Origin of the sequence: Streptomyces sp. NPDC050263, assembly GCF_040655955.1 — a bacterium.
Classification (GTDB): Bacteria; Actinomycetota; Actinomycetes; order Streptomycetales; family Streptomycetaceae; genus Streptomyces.
Genome location: NZ_JBFAKW010000109.1, coordinates 1 through 13,311, shown reverse-complemented (window position 1 = coordinate 13,311; position 13,311 = coordinate 1). Strand labels below are relative to the sequence as shown.

At 69.9% G+C, this 13,311-nt stretch carries 15 protein-coding genes and 1 pseudogene; 11 read left to right on the top strand and 5 right to left on the bottom strand.

What is annotated here, in order from left to right; genetic code table 11:
- Window positions 1-26 precede the first annotated feature (26 nt).
- Entirely contained in the window at window positions 27-1,427 is a 1,401-nt protein-coding gene (locus tag AB0J04_RS34730) for a recombinase family protein (RefSeq protein WP_363172592.1), read from the top strand.
- A gap of 136 nt (window positions 1,428-1,563) precedes the next feature.
- On the top strand, window positions 1,564-2,361 hold the full coding sequence (locus AB0J04_RS34725; RefSeq protein ID WP_363172591.1) for a site-2 protease family protein: 798 nt from the start codon (window positions 1,564-1,566) through the stop codon (window positions 2,359-2,361).
- On the opposite strand, the gene AB0J04_RS34720 is transcribed toward AB0J04_RS34725, so the two are convergent.
- Together AB0J04_RS34720 and npdG are read right to left on the bottom strand one after the other, a co-directional pair.
- Complete coding sequence (locus AB0J04_RS34720) at window positions 2,351-2,566, bottom strand: hypothetical protein (RefSeq protein WP_363172590.1); 216 nt, start codon at window positions 2,564-2,566, stop codon at window positions 2,351-2,353. The genes AB0J04_RS34725 and AB0J04_RS34720 overlap by 11 nt on opposite strands.
- Before the next feature lie 62 nt (window positions 2,567-2,628).
- Window positions 2,629-3,357: an NADPH-dependent F420 reductase gene (gene npdG / locus AB0J04_RS34715; RefSeq protein WP_363172589.1), complete on the bottom strand. Its 729-nt coding sequence runs from the start codon at window positions 3,355-3,357 to the stop codon at window positions 2,629-2,631.
- 103 nt (window positions 3,358-3,460) lie between these two features.
- Between npdG and AB0J04_RS34710 the strand changes: the two genes are divergently transcribed.
- Together AB0J04_RS34710 and AB0J04_RS34705 are read left to right on the top strand one after the other, a co-directional pair.
- Window positions 3,461-4,063, top strand: a complete 603-nt coding sequence (locus AB0J04_RS34710) for a hypothetical protein (RefSeq protein ID WP_363172588.1) — start codon at window positions 3,461-3,463, stop codon at window positions 4,061-4,063.
- A 53-nt stretch (window positions 4,064-4,116) separates the two neighbouring features.
- A complete protein-coding gene (locus tag AB0J04_RS34705) occupies window positions 4,117-5,484 on the top strand; it encodes an MFS transporter (RefSeq protein ID WP_363172587.1) in 1,368 nt (455 codons plus the stop codon).
- A 12-nt stretch (window positions 5,485-5,496) separates the two neighbouring features.
- Here AB0J04_RS34705 and AB0J04_RS34700 read toward each other — a convergent pair whose 3' ends face one another.
- Window positions 5,497-5,733 (bottom strand): hypothetical protein, encoded by a 237-nt coding sequence (locus AB0J04_RS34700; protein WP_363172586.1) that lies wholly within the window; start codon window positions 5,731-5,733, stop codon window positions 5,497-5,499.
- A gap of 57 nt (window positions 5,734-5,790) precedes the next feature.
- Between AB0J04_RS34700 and map the strand changes: the two genes are divergently transcribed.
- Window positions 5,791-6,648, top strand: a complete 858-nt coding sequence (gene map, locus AB0J04_RS34695) for a type I methionyl aminopeptidase (RefSeq protein WP_363172585.1) — start codon at window positions 5,791-5,793, stop codon at window positions 6,646-6,648.
- Window positions 6,649-6,770: 122 nt separating this feature from the next.
- A complete protein-coding gene (locus tag AB0J04_RS34690; protein ID WP_363172584.1) occupies window positions 6,771-7,418 on the top strand; it encodes a biliverdin-producing heme oxygenase in 648 nt (215 codons plus the stop codon).
- A 91-nt stretch (window positions 7,419-7,509) separates the two neighbouring features.
- Here the strand turns inward: AB0J04_RS34690 and AB0J04_RS34685 are convergent, their stop codons facing one another.
- The gene (locus tag AB0J04_RS34685) at window positions 7,510-7,713 is read right to left on the bottom strand and encodes a hypothetical protein (RefSeq protein WP_363172583.1); all 204 of its coding nucleotides are present in this window, start codon (window positions 7,711-7,713) and stop codon (window positions 7,510-7,512) included.
- Window positions 7,714-7,819: 106 nt separating this feature from the next.
- A complete protein-coding gene (locus AB0J04_RS34680) occupies window positions 7,820-8,464 on the bottom strand; it encodes a PhzF family phenazine biosynthesis protein (protein WP_363172582.1) in 645 nt (214 codons plus the stop codon).
- 128 nt (window positions 8,465-8,592) lie between these two features.
- Here AB0J04_RS34680 and AB0J04_RS34675 point away from each other — a divergent pair.
- The 5 genes and pseudogenes from AB0J04_RS34675 to AB0J04_RS34655 all read left to right on the top strand — a co-directional run.
- Window positions 8,593-8,727: pseudogene (locus AB0J04_RS34675) on the top strand (hemin ABC transporter ATP-binding protein); the annotation flags it as partial.
- A 189-nt stretch (window positions 8,728-8,916) separates the two neighbouring features.
- On the top strand, window positions 8,917-10,056 hold the full coding sequence (gene efeO / locus AB0J04_RS34670) for an iron uptake system protein EfeO (protein WP_363172581.1): 1,140 nt from the start codon (window positions 8,917-8,919) through the stop codon (window positions 10,054-10,056).
- Between the two features lie 9 nt (window positions 10,057-10,065).
- Entirely contained in the window at window positions 10,066-11,301 is a 1,236-nt protein-coding gene (gene efeB / locus AB0J04_RS34665) for an iron uptake transporter deferrochelatase/peroxidase subunit (RefSeq protein WP_363172580.1), read from the top strand.
- Between the two features lie 3 nt (window positions 11,302-11,304).
- The gene (gene efeU / locus AB0J04_RS34660; RefSeq protein ID WP_363172579.1) at window positions 11,305-12,198 is read left to right on the top strand and encodes an iron uptake transporter permease EfeU; all 894 of its coding nucleotides are present in this window, start codon (window positions 11,305-11,307) and stop codon (window positions 12,196-12,198) included.
- On the top strand, window positions 12,137-13,159 hold the full coding sequence (locus AB0J04_RS34655) for a hypothetical protein (RefSeq protein ID WP_363172578.1): 1,023 nt from the start codon (window positions 12,137-12,139) through the stop codon (window positions 13,157-13,159). The genes efeU and AB0J04_RS34655 overlap by 62 nt, the downstream gene beginning before the upstream one ends.
- Window positions 13,160-13,311: the final 152 nt, after the last annotated feature.

Here is a 13,311-nt window from a genome sequence, read left to right as displayed (position 1 = left end):
AGATACAAGCAGGATAGCCTCAAGTCATGGAACGAACTCGCAGGGCATTGATCGCGGTCCGGCTGACCCTTCAGACCGAATCGACGACCAGCCCTGAACGGCAGCTCGCGGAGTGCAGGGCCTTCTGTGCGGCGCGCCGATGGAAGGTCGCCGGTGTCGCCGAAGACCTCTCCGTCTCCGCCACCGCAGTGCCGCCGTGGAAACGTCCAGAACTGTCCCGATGGCTGGACGCCCGTGCACCTGAGTTCGACGTCATCGTCTTCTGGCGACTGGATCGCTTCGTCCGCCGCGTCGGCGACCTCCACGAGATGATCGAGTGGTCCGAGCGTCATGGCGGCAAGGGGCTGGTATCCGCCACCGAGCCGTTCGATCTCACGAGTTCGACGGGAACGGAGACAGCCACCATGATCGCCACATTTGCCCAGATGGAAGCCCAGGCCGTCGCTGAGCGGGTTGCATCGTCTCGCGCTTACCTGCTCACCTCCACGCGGTGGGGCGGCGGTTCACCTCCTTTCGGCTATCGCACCTATGCGAAGGACGGCGCCCGCTACCTGGAGATCAACCCTGAGACGGCGGCCGTCGTCCGAGAAGCTGCTCAGCGCGTCATCAAAGGTGAGCCGGTCAATGCCATCTGCAGAGACTTCGAAGACCGCGGGCTGCCTGCACCCGCGGACACGTATCAGAGAAACAAGTCCGGCAAGGACTTTGTCTGGTACCCCCGCACGCTCAAAGGGATCCTCACATCCCCAACCCTGCTGGGCTGGAAAGCACGTAACGAGGATGTCCCCGGCAAAAAATACAAGAGGCGAATCCTGGTACACGACCAGGAAGGCCATCCCGTCCGCGTAGCCGAAGCGGTACTGGACCAAGAAGTCTTCGATCGCGTTCAGGATGCCCTGACGCGCTCAGCCGCCCCGGTCACCCAACGCTCCGCAACGCCCAGGACCCCACTCCTCAACGTGATCAAGTGCGGAGGTTGCGGCAAGAATCTTCAGCTCCACACCTCCAGGAAGCGGCGCAAGGACGGGACGTACCGGGTGACCGAGAAGGTCCGCTGCCTGTCCCGAGTCGCCTCACCGGCGTGTCCCGGCTACGTGTTCCTGCCCGACGCCGAGATCGTCACGCCCATCCTGCAGATGCTGATCCGATCCGTCGGAAATGCACTTGTCACCCGCCGTACGTACGTGCAGCGCACCCAAGCCCGTGACGAGTCGGATCCGTCGCATGAGAGCGACGAGGATCACTGGCGGTTCGAGCCTCTCGGTATCACCTTCGCCGAGCGGTGGCAGACCATGGGAATCACCGAAATCGGGGATGATCTGGCGCGCGCCGGCATCACGGTCCGATGCCACCCACAAGAACGCGGGGGCCATGTTCTGGAGATCCCCGAAGACTTCTCGGGTCGTCTTGCGAAGTTCTTGAAGTAGTACGAGCCCTTACTGGACCCCGGGGCCCCGACACCTGTCACACTCTGGGAAGCTCACGGGCGAGTCCTTTTCCCGCAATCACCGTCACGGCCGAGGATCCCTCAGGCCGGTTGCCACGCACCAGGAGCCCCCGCCCATGACCACCGCCTCCCGCAAGAGCGAACAGCGAATAAGCCCTGTCTTCCTAGGAATCACTGCTGTGACGGCAGTCACTGGGTGGGCGGTATGGACGGACTTCGCCGCATCGCCAGGACTCGCGGTCTTCCTCTTCGTCACCTCGGCCTGGGTCGTGTCTCTGTGTCTCCATGAGTACGCACACGCCCGTACCGCGCTGCACTCAGGGGACATCAGCGTTGGAGCCAAGGGCTACTTGAGCCTTAATCCTCTCGCCTACACGCACGCCCTGCTCAGCATCATTCTGCCGGTGCTGTTCGTGATCATGGGCGGGATCGGTCTGCCGGGCGGCGCCGTCTTCATCGAGCGCGACCGGATCCGGGGGCGGTGGCGGCACAGTCTGATCTCGGCGGCCGGTCCGCTGACGAACGTGCTGTTCGCGGTGGTGTGCACGGCGCCGTTCTGGCTGGACGCGCTGGACGGCGTGCCGGCCGACTTCCGGTTCGCGCTCGCGTTCCTCGCCCTGCTCCAGGTCTCGGCGGCGATCCTGAACTTCCTGCCGGTGCCGGGTCTCGACGGCTACGGGGTCATCGAGCCCTGGCTGTCGTACAACGTCAAGCGGCAGGTGGAGCCGTTCGCGCCGTTCGGGCTGCTGTTCGTGTTCGCGCTGCTGTGGGTGCCGTCGGTGAACGCCGTGTTCTTCGACGCGGTCGACGCGGTGCTGCGCGGCCTCGGGATCAACGACCTGGAGACGTACTGCGGGCAGTCGCTGTACCGCTTCTGGGAGGGCGCCGACGAGTACTGCGCGGTCAGCCCGTGACGTCGGCGCCCGCGGGGCCTGCGGCGGCCGCGGCGGCCGCCTTGCGGAGCTTCTCGCGCCGCACGTAGTACCAGGTCATGTTGGACGACAGGCCCGCGAGCAGCACCCAGACGACTCCCAGGAAGCTGCCCCGGGCGAAGGAGACGACCGCCGCGGCCGTGGCGAGCACGCAGACGACGAGGGTGTAGAGGGCGAGGCGGGGCATCGGTCCGGTTCTCCTGTCGGGGGACACTGCTGGGCTGGCTCCGTCCAGTGTCCCCCATGCGCTCATACGTCGGTGACGCGCAGGCCCGCGTGGGCCTTGTAGCGGCGGTTGACCGAGATCAGGTTGGCGACCAGCGACTCCACCTGGTGCGCATTGCGCAGCCGCCCGGCGAACACGCCGCGCATGCCGGGGATCCGGCCGGCCAGCGCCTGCACGATCTCGACGTCGGCCCGCGCCTCGCCCAGCACCATCACATCGGTGTCGATCTCGTCGATCGCCGGGTCCTGGAGGAGGACCGCCGAGAGGTGGTGGAAGGCGGCGGCGACCCGGGAGTCCGGGAGCAGGGCGGCGGCCTGCTCGGCGGCGCTGCCCTCCTCCGGCTTCAGCGCGTAGGCGCCCTGCTTGTCGAAGCCGAGCGGGTTGACGCAGTCGACGACGAGCTTGCCGGCCAGCTCCTCGCGCAGCGACTCCAGCGTCTTGCCGTGGCCGTCCCACGGCACGGCGACGATCACGAGGTCGCTGCGGCGCGCGGTCTCGGCGTTGTCGGCGCCCTCGACGCCGTACCCGAGCTCGTCGGCGGCGGCCTGGGCGCGGTCCGCTGCACGCGAGCCGATGATCACCTTCTGGCCGGCCTTGGCGAGCCGGTAGGCGAGGCCCTTGCCCTGCGGGCCGGTGCCGCCGAGTACGCCGACGACCAGGCCGGAGACGTCGGGGAGGTCCCACGGATCCTTGGCGGGGGCCTTGGCCGGGGCGCTCTCAGGGACGTTCTGTGCACTGTCGGTAGAGGTCATGGGCCGACTTTACGCGGGCGTGCGCAGCGGCCCTTCGTCATGTCGGGTGAATGACGGGCGAACCCCCGGCCGGGAGCGGCGGGTTGGTGCAGTATCCGGCCGCATGGACGCCGTACGGGTCGCGTTGCTGCGTGAGGTGCTCGCCGGGACCGAGTGGCTGTCGGCCACGCGGAGGTTCGCCGGGGTGCTGCGGGGGTCGGTCGTGTCGCACGGGGGCGGGCTGCTGCTGGTGGGCACGGCCCGCTACGAGCCCTGGCATCTCGCGGCCCATCTGGTGGACGAGGCGGCGTGGTCGGGCACGCCGGAGCTGGCGCCGACGCTCGTACGGCACGACGCGCGTCCGTCCGATCCGGCGCATCTCGCGGTCGGCCTGGGCCGGATCGAGGCGGCGCGCCGGGGCGAGACGCTGCTGGTGGCGTCGCCGTCGGGGGACGCGCCGCTCCTCGACCGTGTGTCGGACGCCCGCCGCGCCGGGGTGACGATCCTGGCCCTGGGGCCCGGCGAGGCGGACCCGGACCTGACGTCCCTGGCCCACGAGACGCTCCCCGTGCCGGACGGCTCCGAGCTGGACCTCGACACCGTGCAGCACCTGGTGAGCGCGGCGGCCGGCGAGATCCTCCCGCCGCCACGCGGCCGCCGCCGCTTCACCGACCGCCTCTCCCGCCTGACCGACCGGCTGACGGCCCCGCCCCCGCCCCCGTGGTGACCGTCCCGAAAAGCGGTTGCCGTGGGCATCGGGCTCGCCAAGCATGGACCCCCGTGACCGACGACGATGCCCCCGCCCTCTCGTCTCCCGCTTCCTCCGGGCTGCGGGCGCTGTTGCCCGATCTCGCGCCCTGGCGGGCGTCGCGGGACTTCCGGCGGCTCTGGGTTTCGGGGACCGTGTCGAACTTCGGGAGCTTTCTGACCTTCGTCGCGCTGCCCGTGCAGGTGAAGGAGCTGACCGGTTCGGCCGCGGCGGTGGGTGCGATCGGGGCCGTGGAGCTGATCCCGCTCGTGGTGTTCGGGCTGTACGGCGGGGCTCTCGCGGACGCGTGGGACAAACGGAAGCTCATCCTGTGGACGGAGGCCGGGCAGGGCCTGCTCAGCGCGGTGCTGCTGGTCAACGCGCTGCTGCCGGGCCCCGCCGTCTGGCCGCTGTACCTCGTCGCCGCGCTGTCCTCGGCCCTCGTCTCCGTCCAGCGGCCCGCACTCGACTCGCTGTGGCCGCGGATCGTCGCCCATGAGCACATGGCGGCGGCGACCTCGCTGAACTCGCTGCGGTGGACCGTGGGCGGGGTCGCGGGGCCTGCCCTCGCCGGTGTCGTCGTCGCGTATGCGGGCCTGGGCTGGGCCTACGCCGCCGACGTCCTCACGTTCGTCGTGTCGGTCGCGCTCGTCGTGCGCATCGCCGCCTCCCCCGCCGCGCTCCCCCACTCTCGGCTTCGCTCGAGCGGGGGGACCCCCGTGGTGGCGAAGCCCTCGCTCAAGGCCATCGCCGAGGGCGCCCGGTACGCCTGGAGCCGCAAGGATCTCCTGGGCACGTACGCCGTCGACCTCGCGGCGATGTTCCTCGCCATGCCGCTCGCCGTGCTGCCGTTCCTCGCGGACGAGCTGGACGCCGAGTGGTCGCTGGGCCTGATGTACGCGTCGCTGCCGGCGGGGGCGCTGCTCGTGAGTCTCACCAGCGGTTGGACCTCGCGGGTGCACCGGCACGGGCGGATGGTGGTGCTGTCGGCCGCGCTGTGGGGCGGGGCGATCGCCGCCGCCGGGCTCGCCGGGAACGTCTGGCTGGTGCTGCTCTGCCTCATGGTCGCGGGCGCGTTCGACATGGTCAGCGGCATCTTCCGCGGGGTGATGTGGAACCAGACGATCCCGGACGAGCTGCGCGGGCGGCTCGCCGGGATCGAGTTGCTGTCCTACTCCGTGGGTCCGACGGTCGGCCAGGTGCGCAGCGGCGGCCTCGCGGCCTGGCTGGGGGTGCGGACGTCCGTCTGGTCGGGCGGGGTGCTGTGCGTGGGCGCGGTGGGACTGCTGGCGCTCTGTCTGCCGACGCTGATGACGTACGACGCCCGCACGAACGAGCACGCGGCGCGACAGCGCGCCCACCGCGCGGCCGCGCCCACCGCGCCCGTCATGGACGTGTGAGTGGCCGGGTGATCAGTCGTCGTCCGCGGGCGCGTCGCCCGTCGGGGCGTCGTGCCACTTGGGGTCGTTCTCCCACTGGAGGTTGCGTTCGCGAGCGGTCTCCATCGCGTGCTCGGCCTCGGCGCGGGTCGCGTAGGGGCCGAAGCGGTCCTTGCCCGGGCACTCCGGGCCCTCCTCGACCTTCTTGTGCTCCAGGCAGTAGTACCACTCGCCCGGTTTGCCGACGGTCCGCTTCTTGAACAGGGGCATGACGGCTCCTCTCGCCATCGACATGTTCCCCCATGGCCGCTCGTTAGACTCACCGGCATGTCTGGCCAGTCGCTGCTCGTTCCAGGGGAGCTCTCCCCCATCCGTTCCGTGCCCGGAAACATCCGTCGCCCCGAGTATGTCGGCAAGCCCGCGCCGACCCCCTACACCGGCCCGGAGGTGCAGACGCCCGAGACGATCGAGGCGATGCGCCGGGCCGGCCGGATCGCCGCGCAGGCGATGGCGGAGGCCGCGAAGCTGATCTCGCCCGGGGTCACCACCGACGAGCTGGACAAGGTCGCGCACGAGTACATGTGCGACCACGGCGCCTACCCGTCGACGCTCGGCTACCGCGGCTTCCCCAAGTCCCTGTGCACCAGCGTCAACGAGGTCATCTGCCACGGCATCCCGGACTCGACGGTCCTGCGCGACGGCGACATCGTCAACCTGGACGTGACCGCGTACATCGGCGGGGTGCACGGCGACAACAACGCCACATACCTGGTCGGGGACGTCGACGAGGAGTCGCGGCTGCTGGTGGAGCGGACCCGGGAGTCGCTGGAGCGGGCGATCAAGGCGGTCCGGCCCGGCCGGCAGATCAACATCATCGGGCGGGTCATCGAGTCGTACGCGAAGCGGTTCGGGTACGGGGTGGTGCGGGACTTCACCGGGCACGGGATCAACTCGTCGTTCCACTCCGGGCTGATCATCCCGCACTACGACAGCCCGCACGCGACGACCGTCATCCAGCCCGGGATGACGTTCACGATCGAGCCGATGCTGACGCTCGGCACGCACGACTACGACATGTGGGACGACGGCTGGACCGTGGTCACCAAGGACCGCAGGCGGACCGCCCAGTTCGAGCACACGCTGGCAGTGACGGACACCGGCACGGAGATCCTCACCCTGCCGTGATCGCCTGATCCGCCGCGTGGACCCGTCCCCGGCCGGGGCGGGTCTTTTCTTGTACGCTTTTACCGACAACACGTCGGCAAGCGCATTGACTTAGGCAAGCCTTACCTTAGAGGATATGCCGCATGGACTCCTTCTCGACCGTCATCCGCACCGCCTCCCACGCGCAGCATGTGGAGGCCGAGACCTCGACGTTCATGAGCGACCTCCTCGGCGGCAGGCTCGGGGTCGACGCGTACGCCCGGTACACCGAACAACTCTGGTTCGTGTACGAGGCGCTGGAGACCGGCGCCGAGCGACTGGCCTCGGACCCGGTGACCGGGCCGTTCATCCAGCCCGAGCTGTTCCGGCTCGCCGCCCTGGAGCGGGACCTCGCGCATCTGCGGGGCGCCGGCTGGCGGGGCGGGCTGTCGGCCCTGCCGGCGACCGAGGCGTACGCGGCCCGGGTACGGGAGTGCGCCGAGCGGTGGCCGGCCGGGTACATCGCCCACCACTACACCCGCTACCTGGGCGACCTCTCCGGCGGGCAGATCATCCGCGACAAGGCGGAGCGCACCTGGGGCTTCGCGCGCAAGGGCGACGGCGTCCGCTTCTACGTCTTCGAGGGGATCGGCAACCCGGCGGCGTTCAAGCGGGGCTACCGGGAGCTGCTGGACGGCGTGCGCGCGGACGATCTGGAGAAGCAGCGGATCGTGAGCGAGTGCAAGCGCGCCTTCGCGCTGAACACGGCCGTCTTCCGGGCGCTGGGCGAGGAGTTCCGGCTGTCGGCGTGAGCGTCGCCGGCAGGAGCGCGGGCGTCGTCGGCACGAAAACGGGCGGGGCCCCGTTCCCGGAGAGGGAAGGGGCCCCGCCTTGTCCGCCGCGTCAGTGTCCGAAGCCGTGGCAGTGCGCACCCTTCCAGGCGATGTCGCTGGAGACCGTGTCGATGAACCCGGCGTACGGGCTGCACACGGCGTCGTCCTTGTCGTAGTGGTGCCGGGGACCCTCGTCGGCGGTGGCGGTCGCGGCGGCGACGGCGGTCAGGGCGACACCCAGGACGGTTGCGGCCAGGACGGATCGGATGCGCATGATGTTCCTCTCGCGGGGCTGAGCGATCACGCCCAGTGATCCCCGCTGACCTCCGCCCGCACACGCGAGACCACCCGTACGGCCCTTTCCGCCTCGCCCGGAGGGCTCAGCGCTCCAGGAACACCCGGCCGCCGATCTCCACCCAGCCGTACGGCTGCGGGGCCGTCAGGATCTGGGAGCCCGCACCCTGGGTGATGTTGAGGGCACGGCCGAGCCGCTCGGTGAGCAGCAGCGCGGCGGCGCCCGTCGCCTCGTCCTCGTCGATGCCGTCGTCGCGGCCCGGGAAGCCGCGGGCGCGGATCCGGCCCGCGGACTCCTCCTCCCAGGCCCACGCGTACATCCACTCGCCGGGCGGGGGAACGGGCAGGTCGTCGACCTCGGCGGCAGTGGCGTACTGGCGGAAGGCACGCGGCGGGGCCCACTCCGCGCGCGCCTCTATCCAGGTGAACTCCCCGTCCAGGCGGGTGCCCACGACTCCGGCCGGGGTGACCAGTTCGGGCACGTCGAGCAGCCAGGCGACGCCCACGCACGGGTAGCCCGCGAAGGGCAGGCGGACGGTGGGCGTGTAGATGTCGATGATCCCGCGCTCGGGGTCGTCGACGAACACCGTCTCGCTGAAGCCGAGTTTCGCCGCGAGGGCCTGCCGGTCCTCGCGGTCCGGCAGCACCGAGCCTTCGCGGACCACGCCAAGTTCGTTGCCGTAGCCGCCGTTCGGCGCACAGAAGACACGGAGCACGTCGTAATCAGTCACCGGGGAATTGAAGCACCGGTCGGACGGAGCGCCACAGCGGGCAAAGGTAAGGCTAACCTAAGTTTTGATCATGGCCGCCCTGGAGAAGCCCGCCGACACCGGTGACACCAGTGGCTCCGCCGGCCCCGCGGGCCGCCGCGGACGGTCCGCCGGGCGAGGTGTTCACCGAGGGGCCGCTGTCGGACGTCTGCGACCAACCCGTCGAGGTGCTTGCGCACCCTCGCACCGGAACCGTCCTCGCGATCCCGAAGCGGAATCTTTGAATCTCCTTTGACCTTCCCTTGGGGTCCGTTTTGAGCCACCGTGATCCGCTCGTGCCCTTACGGCATTTATGAGAGGTGAATCACGGCAGGGGCCTGTCTTGCACAGGTAAGCCTTGGATAAGTTAGGCGAGCCTCACCAATCCGCGTGAGCCCTGTCACGTGATTTTTCAGCCACCGCTGGGAGCCTGAATGCGAGCCGTCAGACTGTCCGTCGTCACCGCCGTTACCGCTGTGACCGCACTGACCGCCGTCACTGGCTGCACCTCGAAGAGCGACTCGACAGACGGCGACCGGGTCATCGGCGTGACCGCCACGGACGCCAAGTGCGAGACCTCCAAGAAGGAGATCTCCGCCGGGCACGTCGAACTCGCCATCGAGAACAAGGGTTCCAAGGTCACCGAGGTCTACATCCTCTTCCCGGACGACCGGGTCGTCAGCGAGCGCGAGAACATCGGCCCCGGCACCAAGCAGCGGGTCACCGCCGAGGTGAAGGCCGGCGACTACGAGATCGCCTGCAAGCCGGGCATGAAGGGCGACGGCATCCGCCAGGACCTCAAGGTCACCGGCGGCTCCGTCGCCAAGCGCGACCCCCGCCTGGACAAGGCCGTGGCCGCCTACCGCAAGTACGCGCAGGAGCAGGCCGACGAGACGCTGCCCAGGGTCGCGACCTTCGTGGCCGCGATCAAGGCCGGGAACATCGAGGCCGCGAAGGCGGCCTACGCCCCCTCCCGCATCGGCTGGGAGCGCACCGAGCCGGTCGCGGAGTCGTTCGGCGACATCGACCCGCTGGTCGACACCCGCGCCGACGGCCTGGAGGCCGGCCAGAAGTGGACCGGCTGGCACCGGCTGGAGAAGTCCCTCTGGCAGGACAAGAAGATCACCGCCGAGGACAAGACCCTCGCCGACCAGCTCGTCACCGACCTGACCGACTGGCAGAAGCGGGTCGGCAAGGCCGAGATCACCCCCACCTCCATGGCCAACGGCGCCAAGGAGCTCCTCGACGAGGTCGCCACCGGCAAGATCACCGGCGAGGAGGACCGCTACTCGCACACCGACCTCGTCGACTTCAAGGCCAACGTCGAGGGCGCGCAGGAGTCGTACGAGCTGCTCAAGTCGGTCGCGAAGGAGAACGACGCGGCTCTGGTCACCGAACTGGACAAGCAGTTCGCCGCGCTGAACGCGCTGCTGGACACCTACCGCCCGAACACGTCGTCGTACGAGTTCACCTCCTACGACAAGGTGAGCGCCGCCGACCGCAAGAAGCTGTCGGACGCGGTCAACGCGCTCGCCGAGCCGCTGTCCAAGCTCGCCGCCGCCGTCGCGAAGTAGGGGACGACCATGACGAACACTCCCTCCCGGCGGTCGCTGATCGGCTGGGGCGGGGCCGGGCTCGCGCTCGGCGCCGCCGCGGCCGGCGGGGCGGTCGCCATGACCCGTACCGGCGACGACGTCGACCCGACGGCCGCCGACACCGGCGCCGCGGTCGACTTCCACGGCGCCTACCAGGCGGGCATCGCCACGCCCGTGCAGGACCGGCTGCATTTCGCCGCGTTCGACGTGCAGACCGACGACCGCGCCGAGTTCGTCCAGCTGTTGAAGGACTGGACCGAGGCGGCCCGGCGGATGACGGCCGGCAAGACGGTCGGGGACGGCGCGTACGGCGGTCTCGCCGAGGCGCCGCCGGACGACACCGGCGAGGCGCTGGGGCTGAAGCCGTCGCGGCTGACGCTCACGGTCGGCTTCGGGCCGTCGCTGTTCTCCAGGTTCGGGCTCGCGAAGGAGCGGCCCGCGGCCCTGGTCGACCTGCCCCAGTTCGCCGGGGACGCCCTCGACGCGGCCCGCTCGGGCGGCGACCTGTGCGTCCAGGCGTGCGCGGACGACCCCCAGGTCGCCGTGCACGCGATCCGCAACCTGGCCAGGATCGGCATGGGCAAGGTCGTCGTGCGCTGGTCGCAGCTCGGCTTCGGCAAGACCTCGTCCACGACGCCCGAGGCGCAGACCCCGCGCAACCTGATGGGCTTCAAGGACGGCACCCGCAACATCGCGGGCACCGAGACCGATCGGCTGAAGAAGTTCGTGTGGGTGGGCGAGAAGGACGGGCCGGACTGGATGACCGGCGGGTCGTACCTGGTCGCCCGGCGCATCCGCATGCACATCGAGACCTGGGACCGCACCTCGCTCCAGGAGCAGGAGGACATCTTCGGCCGGGACAAGGGCGAGGGCGCCCCCGTGGGCAAGGCGAAGGAACGCGACGAGCCGTTCCTCAAGGCGATGAAGCCCGACGCGCACGTACGGCTCGCGCACCCGGACTCCAACCACGGGGCGACGATCCTGCGCCGCGGCTACTCGTTCACCGACGGCACCGACGGCCTGGGCCGGCTGGAGGCGGGCCTGTTCTTCCTCGCCTACCAGCGTGACGTGCGCGAGGGGTTCGTCCGCGTCCAGCGCAATCTCGCCACCGACGCACTCAACGAGTACATCCAGCACGTGGGTTCGGCTGTCTTCGCCGTCCCGCCGGGCGTCCGCGACAAGGACGACTGGTGGGGCCGGACGCTGTTCGCCAAGGAGGCGTAGCCCGTGTTCTCCAACTACCTGATCGGACTGCGGGAAGGCCTGGAGGCCTCGCTCGTCGTCTGCATCCTCATCGCCTACCTGGTGAAGACCGACCGCCGGGACGCGCTGAAGCCGGTGTGGACCGGTATCGCCGTCGCGGTGCTGCTCGCGCTGGGCTTCGGCTGCGTCCTCGAATTCGGCTCCCAGGAACTGACGTTCCAGGCGCAGGAGGCGCTCGGCGGGTCGCTGTCGATCCTCGCGGTCGGGCTCGTGACCTGGATGGTCTTCTGGATGCGGCGCACGGCCCGGCATCTGAAGGCCGAGCTGCACGGCAAGTTGGACGCGGCCCTGGCGATGGGCACCGGCGCGCTGGTCGCCACCGCGTTCCTCGCGGTCGGCCGGGAGGGCCTGGAGACGGCCCTGTTCGTGTGGGCGTCGGTGCACGCGGCCGGCGACGGCAGCCCGCGCCCGCTGATCGGCGTGGCGCTGGGCCTGGCCACGGCGGTCCTGCTGGGCTGGCTGTTCTACCGGGGCGCGCTGCGCATCAACCTGGCCAAGTTCTTCACCTGGACCGGCGGGATGCTCGTCGTCGTGGCCGCGGGCGTGCTGGCGTACGGCTTCCACGACCTCCAGGAGGCCGACTGGGTCCCGGGGTTGACGGACAAGGCGTTCGACATCAGCGACACGATCCCGCCGGACAGCTGGTACGGCACGCTGCTGAAGGGCGTGTTCAACTTCCAGCCCGATCCGACGGTCCTCCAGGTCACGGTGTGGCTGCTGTACCTGGTCCCGACGCTCGCGCTGTTCCTCGCCCCGGTAGGGTTCGCCTCCGGGAAGGGGAAGGTGAAGTCACCTGATGAGCAGGGAACGCAGCCTGACGACCGGGGTTCCGCAGCGTCGAAGGCTCCGCAGCCGTGATCGGTACGCACTCATAGCGGCCTCGCTCACCGCCGTCTCGCTCACCGCGAGCGGCTGTGTGGTGGTCCACGGGGAGCTCGAGGTGCTCCCGGGCGCCACCCAGGGGGAGGCCGTGAAGGCGGTCGAACAGTTCACGGCCGCATACAACAAGGCGGACGCGGCGTTCGACGGTTCTCTCGACGCCGAGTACACCGCCGGCGCCCTCGGAATCATCGACGCGGCGCGGCTGAAGGCGGGGCGGGTCAACAACCCGGGCGGCAACCCGCAGCACACGCCGCTGGTGCTGTCGGACGTGAAGTACACGATCCCCGAGAAGGCGGGCTGGCCGCGCTGGTTCCTCGCCGACGCGAAGGGCAACAAGGGCGGCGACTCGCGCTGGCTGCTGGTCTTCACCCGGAGCGGGCTGTCGCAGCCGTGGCAGGCGACGTATCTGACGTTCGTCGCGGCGGGCTCGATACCGGAGTTCAAGAAGGACAAGGACGGCCTCGCCGAGGCCGTGCCGGCGAACACCGCCGAACTGGCGCTGGCGCCGGAGGACTTGAGCAAGGACTACACGACGTATCTGCGCAGCGGCCAGGGCGCGTTCGCGAACGGCGCGTACACCGACGAGATGCGTGCCACGCGGGAGAAGAACGCGACCAAGCCGGGGCTCGTCACGCAGTACATCGACGAGGAGTTGACGGGCGGCGAGTACGCTCCGTTGGCGTTGCGCACGGTGGACGGGGGTGCGGCGGTGTTCTTCACCACGCACCACTACGTGAAGCAGACGGCCGCGCCGGGTGCGGCGGTGCCTACTCCCAACCGGAACGTGCAGGCGTTGACCACCGGAGAGACCAAGCAGTCGCTGACGATGGAGTTCGTCGCGAACGAGGTTGCCCTTGCGCCGGCGAAGGGGGCGCGGGGCGGGAAGGTGTCGATGCTGAGTCGGCTGGAGGGGTTGACCGCGGCGAAGGGCGAGTAGGTCGCGTTGCGTCTGCCGGTGCGCCCCTGAAAGCTAGTGCCGCGGCAGGCAACGTTCGCCCCGTCGCGACGCCCGGTGCGTGCTCTCGCCGCACCGGCCGAAAGCCCAAGTACGTCCAGTACGAGGACTTCCGGCCGGCACACCGAGAGCAC